Raw genomic sequence first — 14,265 nt, 5'->3', positions numbered from 1 at the left:
TATGCGCAGCTCAGGTTAATTTAAGTATTTAATTGACACAAAAGAAAAAATGCCCAAAGTGTGACTTTGGGCATTTTTATTTTCAGTGACTCAATTTGCAAGCAATAGTTGCAAAAAGCTAATTGTTCAAAGCGAGCCTTAATTCTCTAGAGCGCTCTAATTGTGCTAGTAAGTCTTTTGCTACAGGTTTGAACTTAGCAAGTTCAGATTTAGGTAATGGCTCAGATTTAGGCAGCTTTACCGTTTTTGGATTACGGTGAACGCCATTTACTAAAAACTCATAGTGTAAATGTGCTCCAGTTACTCGCCCTGTTGCACCTACGGTACCAATCTTTTGACCTTGTTTTACTTTCTGACCGGCTTTAACCATGCGCTTATTTAGGTGCAGATATTTGGTCACATACTGACTGCCATGTTGAATAAACACATAGTTGCCGTTTAGTTTGTTATAACCAGATTTCGTGACCTTACCATTACCCGAAGAGACAACTGGCGTACCAACACGTGCTGCATAATCAATACCTCGGTGAGCAGATACTCTGCCAGTGACAGGGTGTTTACGACGAGGATTAAAGTTAGAACTGATGTATTTAAAGTTTACAGGAGCACGAAGAAAGGCTTTACGCATGCTGCGACCTTCCGGGGTGTAGAAATTGCCATCAGTATGGCGAATAGCACTGAAGCGTTCACCTTGGTTGATGAATTCAGCAGCTATGATATCACCGTTGCCGATCGGCTCACCGTCAACATAATGCGTTTCGTACACCAAAGAGAAAGTATCATTCTTTCGAATATCGTTAGCAAAATCGATATCCCAGCCAAAAATATCTGCAAAGTTCATAATTTGGCGCTCAGATAAGCCCGCTGAAATACCTGCTGTCCAGAAGCTTGATTTAATTTTACCGCCCGCGTTTTGGTTTACTGTTTCAATCTCTTTGCTGTGAATCGCTGTTTTATATTTCTTATTTTCATCTAAAGAAACAAGTAACGTATCCGTTTTAGATAAAACGTATTGTAAGTGGCTTAGCTCACCTTCAGGGTTTTTAGCAAAGCTGAGTACTTCACCCGGATGGATTTTTGTCAGTTTTTTAGTTTCTGAATTAGTGTTGATTAATTTATGAAGAGTTTGTGCGGAGAAGCCTGCACGTTTAAATAGTACAGCTAAACTGTCGCCATGCTTGACCGTAAAATCATTAAACTCCACTTTGTCTATAAGAGTTTTTGTTGGTTCTTGTGCTGCTTTAGGCGCGCTTAGAGTTGTTAATTGTTCTTCATTTTCAGAGACCTTGACTGGTAATTCGTAGCGCTTACCAACTTCAAGTGCTTTTTTGTCGCTGTCTCTTGATGCAGTTGCTTTTTCTGACGGCCATAAAGCAATTATCAGCATGACAGAAATGCAGGTAAGAATAAGCAGTTTGTGTTTTTTAGGAAGCTTATGAACAACGTGAACCATAACGCGCCTTTTCTGCTGTCAAGTTAAATCGATAATAATATTGCAGGATATACGCAATAAAGCGTTAATACCAGTGTTTTGTGCATTTAAACTGATCTGAATATAGGCTAGAATCGAGCGATAAACTGTATATTTTGGAGCGACGAATGGTGGACTTTGAAACTGCATTAGCTGAGATTAAACGCGGTGCAGAAGAGATTCTTATTGAAGATGAATTAAAGGAAAGATTGAAATCTGGCAAAAAGCTAAAAATTAAAGCGGGTTTCGATCCAACAGCACCAGATTTGCATTTAGGTCACACTGTTCTAATTAATAAAATGAAAACCTTCCAGGACTTAGGCCATGAGGTTATTTTCTTAATTGGTGACTTCACCGGTATGATTGGTGATCCAACGGGTAAAAACGTCACCCGTAAACCATTAACACGTGAAGACGTGCTAGCAAATGCTGAAACATATAAAGAGCAAGTTTTCAAAATTCTAGATCCTGCTAAAACCACAGTGGCATTTAACTCTACTTGGATGGAACAACTAGGCAGTGCAGGTATGATCAAACTAGCTGCACGCCAAACGGTTGCGCGTATGCTAGAGCGTGATGACTTTAAAAAGCGTTACGCTGGTGGTCAAGCCATTGCAATCCATGAATTCTTATATCCTTTAGTACAAGGTTGGGATTCTGTTGCCTTGGAAGCTGACGTAGAACTAGGTGGTACTGATCAGCGCTTCAACCTACTAATGGGTCGTGAGCTGCAAAAAGATGAAGGTCAGAAGCCACAAACCGTATTAATGATGCCGTTACTTGAAGGGACAGATGGCGTTCAAAAAATGTCTAAGTCATTAGGCAACTACATTGGTATTACTGATGCACCAAACGATATGTTTGGTAAAGTTATGTCGATTTCAGATGAGTTAATGTGGCGTTATTACGAGCTATTAAGTGCACTTTCAATTGAAGAAATTGAGGGTCTTAAGCAAGAGGTTGCAAATGGTCGTAACCCGCGTGACATTAAAATCGATTTCGCAAAAGAAATGATCGCACGCTTCCACAGTGAGGCTGATGCAGAAGCTGCACACCAAGATTTCATTAAACGTTTCCAAAAGAATGCATTACCTGATGAGATACCTGAAGTGACTATTACAATTGCAGAAGACTCTATTATGATTTCTCAATTGCTTAAAGAGGCAGGCCTTGTAGCAAGTACTTCTGAAGCTATGCGTATGATTAAACAAGGTGCCGTTAAGTTAAACGGTGAAGAGAAAGTAACTGATAACAAGCTTGTTATCGAGAAAGGTTCAACACAAATTTACCAGGTAGGTAAGCGTAAATTTGCTAAGGTTACGGTAAGCTAATTAGTAACATAGATAAAAAAGCTGGTTTTTAAACCAGCTTTTTTTATGTGCCAATATTGAGATAGAGTGTAATAAACCCATCTAACAACCATATCAAAGCTATCAAGGAGAAAGTGAACCACTTAATTCGCTCTAATAAAGATAAGCAATGCTTAATGTCCTCGGCCTCTGGGTGACGTTCCGCACCAATACGCATTTTGGCAAATCTTTCGCCCTGATATTTACAAGGGCCTCCTAACTGGATTGATAAATTTGCCGCAAATAAAGATAAGATCCAACCTGTGTTTGTTTGATAGCAATGACGTGCATAATGCTTAAAGTAATGAAAGGTTTTCTTACCTTGTAAAAATAAAGCCAGTAGTAAAATAAACCCTCTAAGAGGCAGAAACTCTAGGTAAAAAATAATTGTTTGCAAAGGTTTCATAAAAGTACTGTTTGGTGGAATGCGTTTACGCCAAGCGTGATCGTTGACCAGAAGTAGCTTCAAGGTTAATGCTGCAATAGGGCCAAGTAATAAATAAAAGAAAATGATGAGATAATAATGGCGTATGGTTTTTAATGCGGTGCTATCGATACACGCTTTGGCAATACCAATGCTTGAAAGTTCATTGACATCTCTGACGACATTTTGCGCTAATAGTTGTTTTGCCGTCGCTTTTTGTTTTTGTTGCAATAAGGCTGCAATACGTCTGGCTCTTTGTTGAACTTTTGTATCTAGACAAAAATAAAGTACTAAACCTCCCAACCAAGCTGGATAAAAGGCAAATTGGCTAATTAATACAGCAATACAAACTATTGTTAATATGGGCAAAAAGAAACCAAGTAACCCTGCAGTTTGCTGTAATTGTGCATTACGTTCAGGCTTATATACTCTCGCTGCAATACGTTCGAAAATATGTGACAGGAAAGTGTTTGGGTTGTAGCTATTTAACAGCGGCAAAGTATGTGCCGCTGTTAAGGCGCAGATAAAAATAATGAGGTCTTGCAAGACCTCATACTGCAAAAGCTCTTCCATTATAGGCTAGTGTTATTTAACTGCTCTAATAACTCAGTGACTAGCTTCGAAGAGTTGACTGACGCAACCTCTAGGTATTCTTCAAAAGACTGTGGAGACTCTTTACCTGCAATATCAGACAGCGAGCGGATCACAACGAATGGTGTATTTAATACATGACAGGCTTGTGCAATTGCTGCACCTTCCATCTCAACAGCGAGCATTGAAGGAAACTCGCTACGCGTTTTTTCGATACGAACTGGATCACACATAAACGAATCACCAGTACAAATAAGACCAATTTTAGTTTGAGTGTTTTCAAGGCTAGCAACACTTGCTTTTGCTGCGTCAATCAATGATGAATGTGCGGCAAAGCCAGCAGGCATTTGCGGAACTTGACCAATTTCATAGCCAAAAGCAGTTACATCGACATCATGGTGGCGAACTTCGTCTGAGATGACAACATCACCGACATTTAATTCAGGATCAAAACCACCTGCAGAGCCGGTGTTAATAACACAGTCAGGGTTAAAATTATCGATTAAAAGCGTGGTTGCAACAGTTGCCGCAACTTTACCAATGCCAGATTGAACTAAAGTCACGGTATGACCTGCAAGCTCGCCAGTATAAAAAGTGAAGCCACCTTTAGTCAGTTCTGTTTTGTTTTGTAAAGCTGCACGCAAAATTGCAACTTCAGGCTCCATTGCACCGATAATACCTACTTTCATGATTTCTATTCCTCAAAAAATTTTCGCTAGTATAGCCTATCGCACTTTTATAAAAAACTTGTTCATATCATTGATGATATAAAGCTTTATCATCATAGCATTGATTGTAAAGAACACTTTTAGAAAGAAAAAAGCCCTTTGAAAATTCAAAGGGCTTTGTGACATATGGAAAATATTATATTTCAGCAAGCTGAGTAGAATGCGCTTTGGCTTGTGATGGAGAAAGTACCGCAGGCTTTTCTGTTCGAGTTCTTGGTTTACGAACAGGTTGAGGCTGTTGACCAATTTTATACAAAATAGCACTACGAACTTCGTTTGCCTTATAACCAGTTTTAACTTTCATTCGAATATGAGGAATATTTGCAGACTCTAGTGCGCCATTCACAAACCAATCTTTTTGTGCTTTGTGGCCGCTCTTGTTGGAGTTGTTGACTAAATCAACAGCGGCAACAATATTCATAGTGGTTTTATCTATTAATACGTAATCTAGTTGTTTATTTTTGGCTTTTGCTAACGCTGCGCGACGTGCTTTTTTTGACAGGCCTGGTTTGCATTCGATTAGGTCAATTAGCTTAACGCGACTGACAATTTTGAATTTATCACCTACAGCACGCTCTAAAAGGCTTAAGAATGTTGCTTCTACAGTACTAAAAACAGAATCTTTACGATTAAACGGGTAAGGGTTTCCACCTGTATCAGTGTACTTTGCAATAACAATAGAAGCACCAGCGACTAACGCAAAAACTAATAATAAAGCGAACTCCATAAAATACTCCACAACAACATTTTGACTTTTATTTTTTAAAGCAAAGTTCTTGCCAGTTGTGGTGTTTTTATGAGGTTATATTGAGTAGCCGCCCTCAACGCCTTTAAGTGCGTAGGCTACAGCATCATGAGCATGTAAAGATTCATAGTGATTTATCTTGATATAATAATCTGCGAAGTTAGCTTGCTCGAATAAAGCCTTTAATTTTCTTGCCGCATCTTCACAAAACATTAGGTTTTGACCATTCAGGCGGGCAAATTCTTGCTCATCTTCACGCTTAACTGCAGCTTGAACAGGGGTTTTTAGTTCATCTTCAACTAGGTTTACAAGTCCTACTATGTCGAATTCTTGACAGTTATTGTCTAACTTCACTTTGATATTGCTAATGCTACGCTGAGAGTGAGGCGTTGCTAATACCCCCTCAGTAGTGCCTAACCAAGCGTGGACTTCTTCATGAGAAATTGCTTTATCTTGAAACTTTGCTGCGAAGGCGTCTTGAATTAGCTGTCTAGCTAATGCTGCAGAGCATGGACAAGTTGATGAATAAGTCACATCTAGCGCTAGTTCAATTGAAAATTCTTGGTTAATAAGTGATGCTGTGATGCTAATAGGGTAACTTTTCCATCCCTGTTTTTTACTTAGTAAAGAAGGGCGACGTAAAGGTAGCTCAAAATTGATAACTACTTTAGCTGCATCACTGATGTCTTGGTGGGTTGTAATAAACTCATCCAAGAGTTGCTTGAGTGTTATAGGCGATAATGCTTGTTCGCAAGAAAGCGTATCTAAAGCTAAAAACAAGCGAGACATATGTATGCCTTTTGCATCTTCTTTGTGCAGGTTTACAAATGCATCTGCTTTTGCCGTGACAGCTTGCTCTGGTAAGCCTTTAGTTGCAAGCATTAAAGGTAGCTCTATGTTACCCATTCCTACCCAATCTAGTTTGCCTGTTTGAAGTGCATCCGCTGAATGAGCAATATCTGGCATTGTAGTCTGCATGTTAACCCTCTGTATCGCGACAATTTCGAGTCGTGCATATTACACTATTTGACTGGGTAATGCGTATAAGTTCGCATTACCAATTAATCAGTTTCTCACTAATTGTTAAGAAGTTTATACGTCTATTGCACAAATTTGGATTTTAATCTCTTTGGGATTAGACAGTTGCTTGCGTATAATAAGTTAGTTACCGGAGCAATTTAACGAATATGATAGACTCTTCATTTGGATCATGGCTAAAAGTTCTTGCCAATGTGATTAATAAATATGGTGAAAAACAAGCAGGTTTTTTGTGTTATGGCCTGATCCTTCTCGCCTCTTTAATTTTGTCTTGTATGTTCTATTATGTAGCGCTTGGCGAAATTATGATTGTAGACGTGTTATCAGTGCTTTTTTTTGCTGCTGTTACTTCGCCTGCTTTATTAGTCATTTGTATTCAGTCATTGAAAGAGTTAGAGGCGTCTCGCGCCTATCTTGATACCGCGACTCAACAAGAGAAGCTACTGAACCAGAGTTTAAAAGACAACATCACTCGCCTAAATACAGAAATAGATGAACGTAAGATTGCTTTGCATGCGAAACACAGAGCAATAGAAGAATTACGTCGTGAAATTGCAGAGCGCAAAAAAACACAACAAGAACTCGCCCAACAAAGCATGTTATTACGCTCAATTGTAGATTCCTCTCCCGATTTATTTTATTACCGTGATGAGCAAGGTGTTTTTGCCGGTTGTAATAAGATGTTTGAAAAAGTCATGGGCAAAAATAGCAATGAGCTTATTGGGCAGAGTGTTTTTGATATCTACCCTGAGCGCTATATCCCAGAGGTATTAAAAACTGACGAGCAGGTAGCAAAAACACATCAAGCAATAACCCTGGATGTTGAATACCCAGTGAATAATGAGAATCGCTGGTTTGAAATGCGTAAGTTGCCATTTATTAATGAGCAGGGTGAATATATTGGTCTGCTGGCATTTGGACGTGATATTACATCCCGTAAAGAAGCTGAGCAGGCACTAGAAACTGCTTATAAAGATAAAGGTAAGTTCATTGCTACGCTCAGCCATGAACTGCGAACACCGCTTAATGGCATCGTAGGTCTAACGCGTATGATGCTAGATACAGAGTTGAGTAAACAACAAAAGAGCTGGTGTAATACTATTTTTTCGAGTGCAGAAACGCTTGGAAATATTTTTAACGACATTATAGATCTCGATAAAATCGACAGGGAACAATTGGATATTGCCGCTGATAGCATTAATGTCTCTGATTTTATTAATGATGTGGTCAATTTTGCAGGGCTTATTGCAGAGCAAAAGGGGCTAGAATTTAATATTAATAGACAAGGTATTCTAGATGTTTATGCTTTGCTTGATCCCACCCGTTTGAGACAAGTGTTATGGAACTTAATAAATAACGCGGTCAAGTTTACGCATCGAGGTAGTGTCACTTTAGATTGTAAGCGTGAAAATCGTGACGGTGAAGTGTGGCTGGTTATGAGTATAACCGATACAGGTTCTGGTATCGCACAAGATCAACTCTCTAAAATTTTTGAAATGTACTACAAGGCGCCAAGTGCAAATGGGTCAAATGCGATTGGTTCAGGTATAGGTTTAGCTGTTACTAAGGCACTTGTAGATGCTATGCAAGGCAATATTCAAGTAAGCAGTATTGTTGGCCAAGGCAGTCGTTTTGATGTTGAGATCCCTTTATCGCTCACTGCAGCACCTAAAGAGCAGAGCTATGCAGGACGCAGCCTTTATATTTTGTTAGTTGAAGATGTGCCTCTCAATGCTGAAATCGCAACAAATTTACTTGAGCAGCGAGGTCATGAGGTAATTTGGGCTGAAACAGGTGAAGATGCGTTGTCGTTTGTAGCAACCGAAGATGACTTAGATTTAGTATTACTTGATATGCAATTACCAGATATAAACGGTGATGAAATAGCCCGTGAAATTAGAACTGATAGCCATTTTGATAAACTACCAATTGTCGCGCTGACTGCAAATGTTCGCAGTGCAGAAGAAGAGCTTGAAGGGATCAGTATTCAAGGTGCATTAGCTAAACCAATCAATACAATTAAACTAGATAAGATGTTGGCCGAATTGTTTGGTATCAATGCGCGAGTAACTAAACCAAAGAATGAAAAACCTAAAGCCAACTGTACTGATAAACAAGCGCAATATTCTCTTTTAGAAATGGAAACCATATGTGACTTTATTGATTCTATGGGAGTTGAAGCATTTAAACGCAGCTCTGACTTATTTGCTAAGTTAAGCCCTAAATATTGTGAAGAACTGCAAGAGGCAATCAATGAAAATGATTATGCAGAATATAGCTCTGTCGCCCATAAACTTAAAGGTGCATCAGGTTCAGTGGGTTTAAAAGAAGTTCAATTGCATGCTAAAAAGATGGAAAAAGAAGTATCTGAAGCAGAGCCTGACATTGCACAGGCTTGGTTAAATGAACTGTATAGTTTGCTTGATGCTGGGCAAGTTGAGCTTAAAACGGTTGTTGATAGCTGGGGTGAATAAATATTATCAGCAAGTTTAGGAGTTATTATTCAGCTATGGTTATTAATTAAACTGGAATATAGCTGCTGTTATAGCGAATTATAGATATTAAAAAAGGGCCTATAAGCCCTTTTTTCACAAATATGAACTATGGATTGTTAGCTATCAATTTTTCCGATGAAGCGATAACCTTCACCATGAATTGTACTAATAAGCTCAGACGTATTGTTGTCACTTTCAAAGTGTTTACGAATACGGCGAATAGTAACATCAACTGTTCTGTCGTTTGCACGAAGCTCACGACCAGTCATATGTTTGATTAACTGTTCACGACTAAAAATACGACCTGGTGAGTCAAGCATTAAACGTAATGCGCGGTATTCGCCTTTAGGAAGGCGCTTAGCTTCACCAGCTGGTGATGTTAAACAGCGACTGTTTTCGTCTAATTCCCAGCCATTGAAGGTAATCACACCGCTACTTTCAATTGCTGAATCTTCAGGAGTATTACCTGTACGCGTGATTAAGTTACGAGCACGGATTGTAAGTTCTCTTGGGTTAAATGGTTTAGTGATGTAATCATCAGCACCGATTTCTAAACCAAGAATACGATCGACATCGTTGTCACGGCCAGTCAGGAAGATTAGACCAACGTTTTTCTTTTGACGAAGTTCACGCGCTAAGATCAAGCCATTCTTACCAGGTAAGTTAATATCCATAATTACCAGGTTGACATCATCATGAGTCGTTAGCTTGTCGTGCATATCATCGCCATCAATGGCTTCAATTACTTTGTAACCTTCTGCCTCAAATAAACTAACGAGGTTCAAGCGAGTTACGTCTTCATCCTCAACAATCAGAATGACTGGCGTTTGCATTATCATTTAACCTTTTAGGAATATATTATTTACATTTTATTCGGTACAAGATAAAAAAACCGAATAATCACGATTATAGGAGTATATTAAAATGTTAACAAGTAAAATCAGTTAGGATGAAACTTTGCAACGGCAAGTAGCCGAGATAGTACTTTGAAGTTGTGTTTCGCGATCTGTTGTCTGTTTATATACAGTCTGATTTTATTGCCTTCTTGAACAAGAGATGCCATACCATCATTATTTAAAAAGCTTAGGTTATCACTAACCAATAACATATCTAAAGGCATGCTCTTATCATAAGCGGGAAGTATATCATCGCCTATGGCTCCATCAAAGTATGTGATTTCACATTGCTTAGAAAGTTCCATAATTGTTGTGTTTTTTTCTACTATTTTAATATTTATCGGAATGTTTTTTATTTTTAGAGCTTTATTTTTATTCAAAATTGCACCCGGGCCACGCTTTAAATCATAAAAGCAGAATCTAACACCTGACTCGTTGAGAGAAGGGAACTCTATAAATTTTGCCATTCGATATAAAAATGCCGATCTAATTTGCTCTGGTGTTTTAGCCAAAGCTGGTAATGAGCAAAGAGATAGGCATAAGGCTAGCCAAAGCTTCATGACGTCAGCTCACCTAAAGGTAACGAAATTACAAACCGTGAGCCGTCTGTATAGTCTTCATCTAATGTAATTGAGCCATCTAATGCTTGGGTTACAAGGTTGTAAACAAGATGCATGCCTAAGCCGCTTCCCCCTTCACCTCGCTTGGTGGTTACAAATGGGTCGAAAATACGCTTCCTAATTGAGACAGGCACACCTGAACCATTATCGCTGTATGTTAACTCCAAGTTTCTGGAATTTGTTTGAGCTTCAATTTTGATGTTGTTATTTGCGCCTTCTTCAAAACCGTGAATTAAAGAGTTAGAAATAAGCTGCTCGAATATTTGTTGTAGTGGACCTGCTTTGCTCGAAATAGTTAGGTTATCAGGTAGGCTAAGTTCTATATCTGGAGACTTCAGTGATATTTCGGCATTCATTGCCATTAAGATATTATTTAATAATGACTTAACGTTAACGTCAGCACTAATCTCTGTATCTTGACTCACAGCTACGCGTTTAAAGTTAGAAATAAGATCTGCAGCACGGTTTAAGTTTCTATAAATGAGGTCAAGGTTTTCAACCCCATCATTAATAAACCTTTCTAGTTGTTTAGAAGTTAGTGTCTTTTGTTCAAATGCTGCTTGTATATCAGCAAGCTTATCTCTTAAAAGAGTTGAGCCAGTTACACCAAGACCGATTGGCGTATTAACTTCATGAGCAACTCCGGCTACCATCTGACCCAGCGATGCCATTTTTTCACTTTCAACAATTTGATTCTGATATTGGTGCATTCGCTCTAACGTATTGAGCAATTCTTGATTTGCTTCACGCAGTGCAATGGTTCTTTGATTAACTTTTTCTTCTAAGCTTTGGTTTAGTTGATTGATTTCCTGTTTATCAGCTTCATGACGTTCAATCTGGTTCTGTGTACGAGAAAGCATGATATTGAGATTATTTGACAGAGTATTTAACTCTTCAATATAACTGCTTGATGCACGGGTATTGTAGTTATGGTTTTTTGATACGTCTTGCAATAGTAAAGATAGGTCTTCAATGGGAGTGGCAATTCGTTTTTGAATGCTACGAGCAACTAATAATACCAATAGTAAAACGATCAACGTAAGCAGTATATCTACAAGGATTTTGTTATTTATATATTTATTAAGGCGTTCAAGAGAGCCTCTAATATACACATAGCCTTCAATTTTTCCTTCATACTCTACAGATTTTATTAACTCGATATAATTGTCAGTAATACGGGGCTGTTTTAGTTCTTCAATACTCCCAACTTTCAAAGGTACAGGTGGTGTTTTACTGGCGTTATAGCTAGTAAAAAAAACGGGCTTTTTAGTGACGTCGTCTATGTCATAAATATGTATGTTTTTAACAAGTTCAACTTTACTGAATGACTTTAAGCGTTTCTCTTCAGTTTTTCTATCTTCAAAAATCAGCGTGATTTGCGCATTGAAAGCAATGATATCGGCTATCATATCAAGCTTATTAATAATCAACTGCTTTTGTTCTTTAACGTCAAGGTAGGTAGAAATAGAAATTGATAGCGATAAGCAAAGCGCAGTGACAAGCATAACTGCACTGATCAATACCTTTCTTATACTTGTTTTTGTTATTTGTTTAGCCATTACCTAGCCTTTGCAACCTACATGCTTATCATTAAGCCAGTTATAGTAGATATAACTCTCAAATTTTTGAAAAATTTACAAAAATAAAACGTTATTTATAAATCTAATAAACTTAGTGTAGCAAAGGGAAAAAATAAAAATAACTAAAAATTGCGATGTTGCTTATGCTATTTTTCTCTAAGTTTGAATAAATTCATTCTTTATTCTTAGAAATCCCAGCATTGAGATTCGGGTTTGAAAAATAGTGTCTGAGCAAGTAAGGATATTTAATTTGGGGCCATTCAAAATCTAGTTCTGTTGAATGACCCATAGCTAATAAAACTTAAGATTTTTGAGCGTGGTACACCGCAAATTTGTTATTTTTAGCCAGTGTTTCATAATCACTGAATTGTGCTTCTAAAATCGGTGGATATTTCAAGAAACTATTCGCTACTATGGTGAGCTTGCCTTTGGGTTTTAAGAATTGTTTAGAAAGAGCTAAAAAGTCTTCAGCAATTTGATAATCTGTTGAAATCCCGGTGTGGAATGGCGGGTTACTGATGATTAGATCAAATTGACCAGACACAGCTAGCATGCCATCACTCAAAATCACATTGCCTTCGAGGTTGTTTAGCTTTAGCGTCTGTTCGGTAGCATATACAGCTAACGCGCTGACATCTAAACAGTTCAGTTTCAATTCTGGTGTTTTTAGCCCTAAGTAAGTGGCGATAATGCCTGCACCACAGCCAAAATCTAGCACTTTGCCTTTGTACGGCACGGCAATTTGCTCGAGCAACAGACGAGTACCATCATCCAGTTTACCATGATTGAAAACGCCAGGCACACTTGCTACTTCAAAGCTTTGGTCGTTCACACTAACAGTGAATGTAGTTTGGTAGCTGCTGATATCAAAACGCTCTATTAAAGTTAAATCAGCAAATTCAAACAATACGCAGTGTTTCGCGCTTTCTAATTTATAAAATTCACCTGCAAAAGGTTTAAACTGCTTTTCAGCAGATTTAACGCCCCCTTTGTTGTCTCCAACAATTAATAAACGTGTTTTAGGTGAAGCGATAGCTCGGATATTATCAAGCATCATCAAGGCTTCTGGCTTTGACTTTGGATAGTAATAGATTATTAAATCTAGCTCTTCAAGAACTGGCAAACTATGACCAACATGACTAGTAATGCCTTTGTGTTTTTGTGAGTCTTGATGAGCAGCCACGTTGTAGCTAAAAGCGTGAATATCGCTATTTGGGTTTAATTGCTTTAACTCGCGAAGAAAGCCGTCGCGCATGGTGTTAATCACTAAAATGCGTTCGCCTGTCAGTTCTTCTTCGTTGCGAAGAAGCAATAAACTTGGATTTGCTAATCGACTCATAAATACTCTATTTAAAATCTCTACTTAATTTTGCGCAAAGGCAAAATTGTACCAACCCTGTTCATTAAGAATTACTGAGGATAGGTATTAACCCTATACCATTAAGATAAAAGAGCCATCAGGCTCTTTTAACTAACTAAACATTAATCCTAAAATTAGAATTTACTTTTAGTTGCTACGTTTGAACATTAAGTCCCAAACGCCGTGACCTAGACGATGGCCGCGCTGCTCAAACTTAGTCAGTGGACGATTGTCTGGACGAGGCACATAATCTTGTGTCTCAGAGATATTTTCGTAACCAGGTGCTGCAGTCATTACTTCTAGCATATGCTCTGCGTAGTTTTCCCAGTCAGTAGCCATGTGGAATACGCCGCCAATTTTTAGCTTTTGGCGAAGGCTTTCTACAAACTCTGGCTGCACAATACGGCGCTTGTGGTGGCGCTTCTTGTGCCAAGGATCAGGGAAGAATAACTGCATGGTTGTTAGGCTGCCATCGGCGATGCAATCAGCAAGTACTTCAACAGCATCATGTTCAAATACGCGCAGGTTAGTTAAACCTGCTTCGTCGGCTTCCATTAAGCACGCACCAACACCTGGGCGGTGTACTTCAATACCGATGAAGTTTAAATGCGGCGCATTTTTCGCCATTTCAACTAACGATTTACCCATGCCAAAACCGATTTCAAGTACGACGTCGTTGTCGTTGCCGAATACTTGTGAGAAATCTAGTAAGCCTTGGCTATGCTCTAAGCCCATGCTTGACCAACATTTTTCAATGGCAGCAGCTTGTCCTTTTGTTAAACGGCCTTCGCGCTTTACAAAACTACGGACTTTGCGGATGTATTTACCTTCATTTAGAGCTTCTTCTAAATTGGCTTTACTCGATTCGTTCATAATCAATTCTGTGCTGTAAAAATGGGCGCATATTATCCCTGTTCCACGGCCGAAGTACAATACTTGACTGGATATAAAAGGCCTCTACACTGTGC

12 protein-coding genes are annotated in these 14,265 nt (G+C 38.6%); 2 read left to right on the top strand and 10 right to left on the bottom strand.

Annotated elements, in window-relative coordinates:
• Nucleotides 1-118: 118 nt before the first annotated feature.
• A complete protein-coding gene (locus CWB72_RS04565; protein WP_138629575.1) occupies nucleotides 119-1,453 on the bottom strand; it encodes a peptidoglycan DD-metalloendopeptidase family protein in 1,335 nt (444 codons plus the stop codon).
• A gap of 149 nt (nucleotides 1,454-1,602) precedes the next feature.
• Here CWB72_RS04565 and tyrS point away from each other — a divergent pair, with 149 nt between their 5' ends.
• The gene (gene tyrS / locus CWB72_RS04560) at nucleotides 1,603-2,802 is read left to right on the top strand and encodes a tyrosine--tRNA ligase (protein ID WP_138629579.1); all 1,200 of its coding nucleotides are present in this window, start codon (nucleotides 1,603-1,605) and stop codon (nucleotides 2,800-2,802) included.
• A 43-nt stretch (nucleotides 2,803-2,845) separates the two neighbouring features.
• Here the strand turns inward: tyrS and CWB72_RS04555 are convergent, their stop codons facing one another.
• The 4 genes from CWB72_RS04555 to folE2 all read right to left on the bottom strand — a co-directional run bounded on the left by CWB72_RS04555 (nucleotide 2,846) and on the right by folE2 (nucleotide 6,286).
• The gene (locus CWB72_RS04555) at nucleotides 2,846-3,805 is read right to left on the bottom strand and encodes a cobalamin biosynthesis protein CobD/CbiB (protein ID WP_249349061.1); all 960 of its coding nucleotides are present in this window, start codon (nucleotides 3,803-3,805) and stop codon (nucleotides 2,846-2,848) included.
• Nucleotides 3,806-3,816: 11 nt separating this feature from the next.
• Complete coding sequence (gene mtnN, locus CWB72_RS04550; protein ID WP_138629573.1) at nucleotides 3,817-4,524, bottom strand: 5'-methylthioadenosine/S-adenosylhomocysteine nucleosidase; 708 nt, start codon at nucleotides 4,522-4,524, stop codon at nucleotides 3,817-3,819.
• A gap of 175 nt (nucleotides 4,525-4,699) precedes the next feature.
• Nucleotides 4,700-5,290, bottom strand: coding sequence for a DUF2726 domain-containing protein (locus CWB72_RS04545; protein WP_130254666.1), 591 nt, complete (start codon nucleotides 5,288-5,290; stop codon nucleotides 4,700-4,702).
• A 75-nt stretch (nucleotides 5,291-5,365) separates the two neighbouring features.
• Nucleotides 5,366-6,286, bottom strand: a complete 921-nt coding sequence (gene folE2 / locus CWB72_RS04540; protein WP_138629571.1) for a GTP cyclohydrolase FolE2 — start codon at nucleotides 6,284-6,286, stop codon at nucleotides 5,366-5,368.
• Between the two features lie 209 nt (nucleotides 6,287-6,495).
• Between folE2 and arcB the strand changes: the two genes are divergently transcribed.
• Nucleotides 6,496-8,820, top strand: coding sequence for an aerobic respiration two-component sensor histidine kinase ArcB (arcB, locus tag CWB72_RS04535; RefSeq protein ID WP_138629569.1), 2,325 nt, complete (start codon nucleotides 6,496-6,498; stop codon nucleotides 8,818-8,820).
• Between the two features lie 137 nt (nucleotides 8,821-8,957).
• Here the strand turns inward: arcB and arcA are convergent, their stop codons facing one another.
• The 5 genes from arcA to trmB form a co-directional block, all read right to left on the bottom strand.
• Nucleotides 8,958-9,674 (bottom strand): two-component system response regulator ArcA, encoded by a 717-nt coding sequence (arcA, locus tag CWB72_RS04530; RefSeq protein ID WP_130254669.1) that lies wholly within the window; start codon nucleotides 9,672-9,674, stop codon nucleotides 8,958-8,960.
• A 107-nt stretch (nucleotides 9,675-9,781) separates the two neighbouring features.
• Nucleotides 9,782-10,297 carry a YfiR family protein gene (locus tag CWB72_RS04525; protein ID WP_130254670.1) on the bottom strand — a complete coding sequence of 172 codons (516 nt, stop codon included), beginning with the start codon at nucleotides 10,295-10,297 and terminating at the stop codon, nucleotides 9,782-9,784.
• Nucleotides 10,294-11,916: a sensor histidine kinase gene (locus CWB72_RS04520; protein WP_138629567.1), complete on the bottom strand. Its 1,623-nt coding sequence runs from the start codon at nucleotides 11,914-11,916 to the stop codon at nucleotides 10,294-10,296. The genes CWB72_RS04525 and CWB72_RS04520 overlap by 4 nt, the downstream gene beginning before the upstream one ends.
• Before the next feature lie 322 nt (nucleotides 11,917-12,238).
• A complete protein-coding gene (locus tag CWB72_RS04515) occupies nucleotides 12,239-13,276 on the bottom strand; it encodes a methyltransferase (RefSeq protein WP_138629565.1) in 1,038 nt (345 codons plus the stop codon).
• Nucleotides 13,277-13,444: 168 nt separating this feature from the next.
• Nucleotides 13,445-14,170: a tRNA (guanosine(46)-N7)-methyltransferase TrmB gene (gene trmB / locus CWB72_RS04510; RefSeq protein ID WP_138629563.1), complete on the bottom strand. Its 726-nt coding sequence runs from the start codon at nucleotides 14,168-14,170 to the stop codon at nucleotides 13,445-13,447.
• Nucleotides 14,171-14,265 lie beyond the last annotated feature (95 nt).

Source organism: Pseudoalteromonas phenolica, assembly GCF_005886345.1.
In the GTDB taxonomy this organism is placed as follows: domain Bacteria; phylum Pseudomonadota; class Gammaproteobacteria; order Enterobacterales; family Alteromonadaceae; genus Pseudoalteromonas; species Pseudoalteromonas phenolica_A.
The sequence above is the reverse complement of the archived record's forward strand: the minus strand, read 5'-3'. Positions and strand labels throughout refer to the sequence as shown.

What these genes read in the sequence shown, in the direction of transcription:
- CWB72_RS04565 (WP_138629575.1), bottom strand. Translation starts at nt 1,453, where the DNA reads ATGGTTCACGTTGTTCATAAGCTTCCTAAAAAACACAAACTGCTTATT.
- mtnN (WP_138629573.1), bottom strand. Translation starts at nt 4,524, where the DNA reads ATGAAAGTAGGTATTATCGGTGCAATGGAGCCTGAAGTTGCAATTTTG.
- CWB72_RS04545 (WP_130254666.1), bottom strand. Translation starts at nt 5,290, where the DNA reads ATGGAGTTCGCTTTATTATTAGTTTTTGCGTTAGTCGCTGGTGCTTCT.
- folE2 (WP_138629571.1), bottom strand. Translation starts at nt 6,286, where the DNA reads ATGCAGACTACAATGCCAGATATTGCTCATTCAGCGGATGCACTTCAA.
- arcB (WP_138629569.1), top strand. Translation starts at nt 6,496, where the DNA reads ATGATAGACTCTTCATTTGGATCATGGCTAAAAGTTCTTGCCAATGTG.
- arcA (WP_130254669.1), bottom strand. Translation starts at nt 9,674, where the DNA reads ATGCAAACGCCAGTCATTCTGATTGTTGAGGATGAAGACGTAACTCGC.
- CWB72_RS04525 (WP_130254670.1), bottom strand. Translation starts at nt 10,297, where the DNA reads ATGAAGCTTTGGCTAGCCTTATGCCTATCTCTTTGCTCATTACCAGCT.
- CWB72_RS04520 (WP_138629567.1), bottom strand. Translation starts at nt 11,916, where the DNA reads ATGGCTAAACAAATAACAAAAACAAGTATAAGAAAGGTATTGATCAGT.
- CWB72_RS04515 (WP_138629565.1), bottom strand. Translation starts at nt 13,276, where the DNA reads ATGAGTCGATTAGCAAATCCAAGTTTATTGCTTCTTCGCAACGAAGAA.
- trmB (WP_138629563.1), bottom strand. Translation starts at nt 14,170, where the DNA reads ATGAACGAATCGAGTAAAGCCAATTTAGAAGAAGCTCTAAATGAAGGT.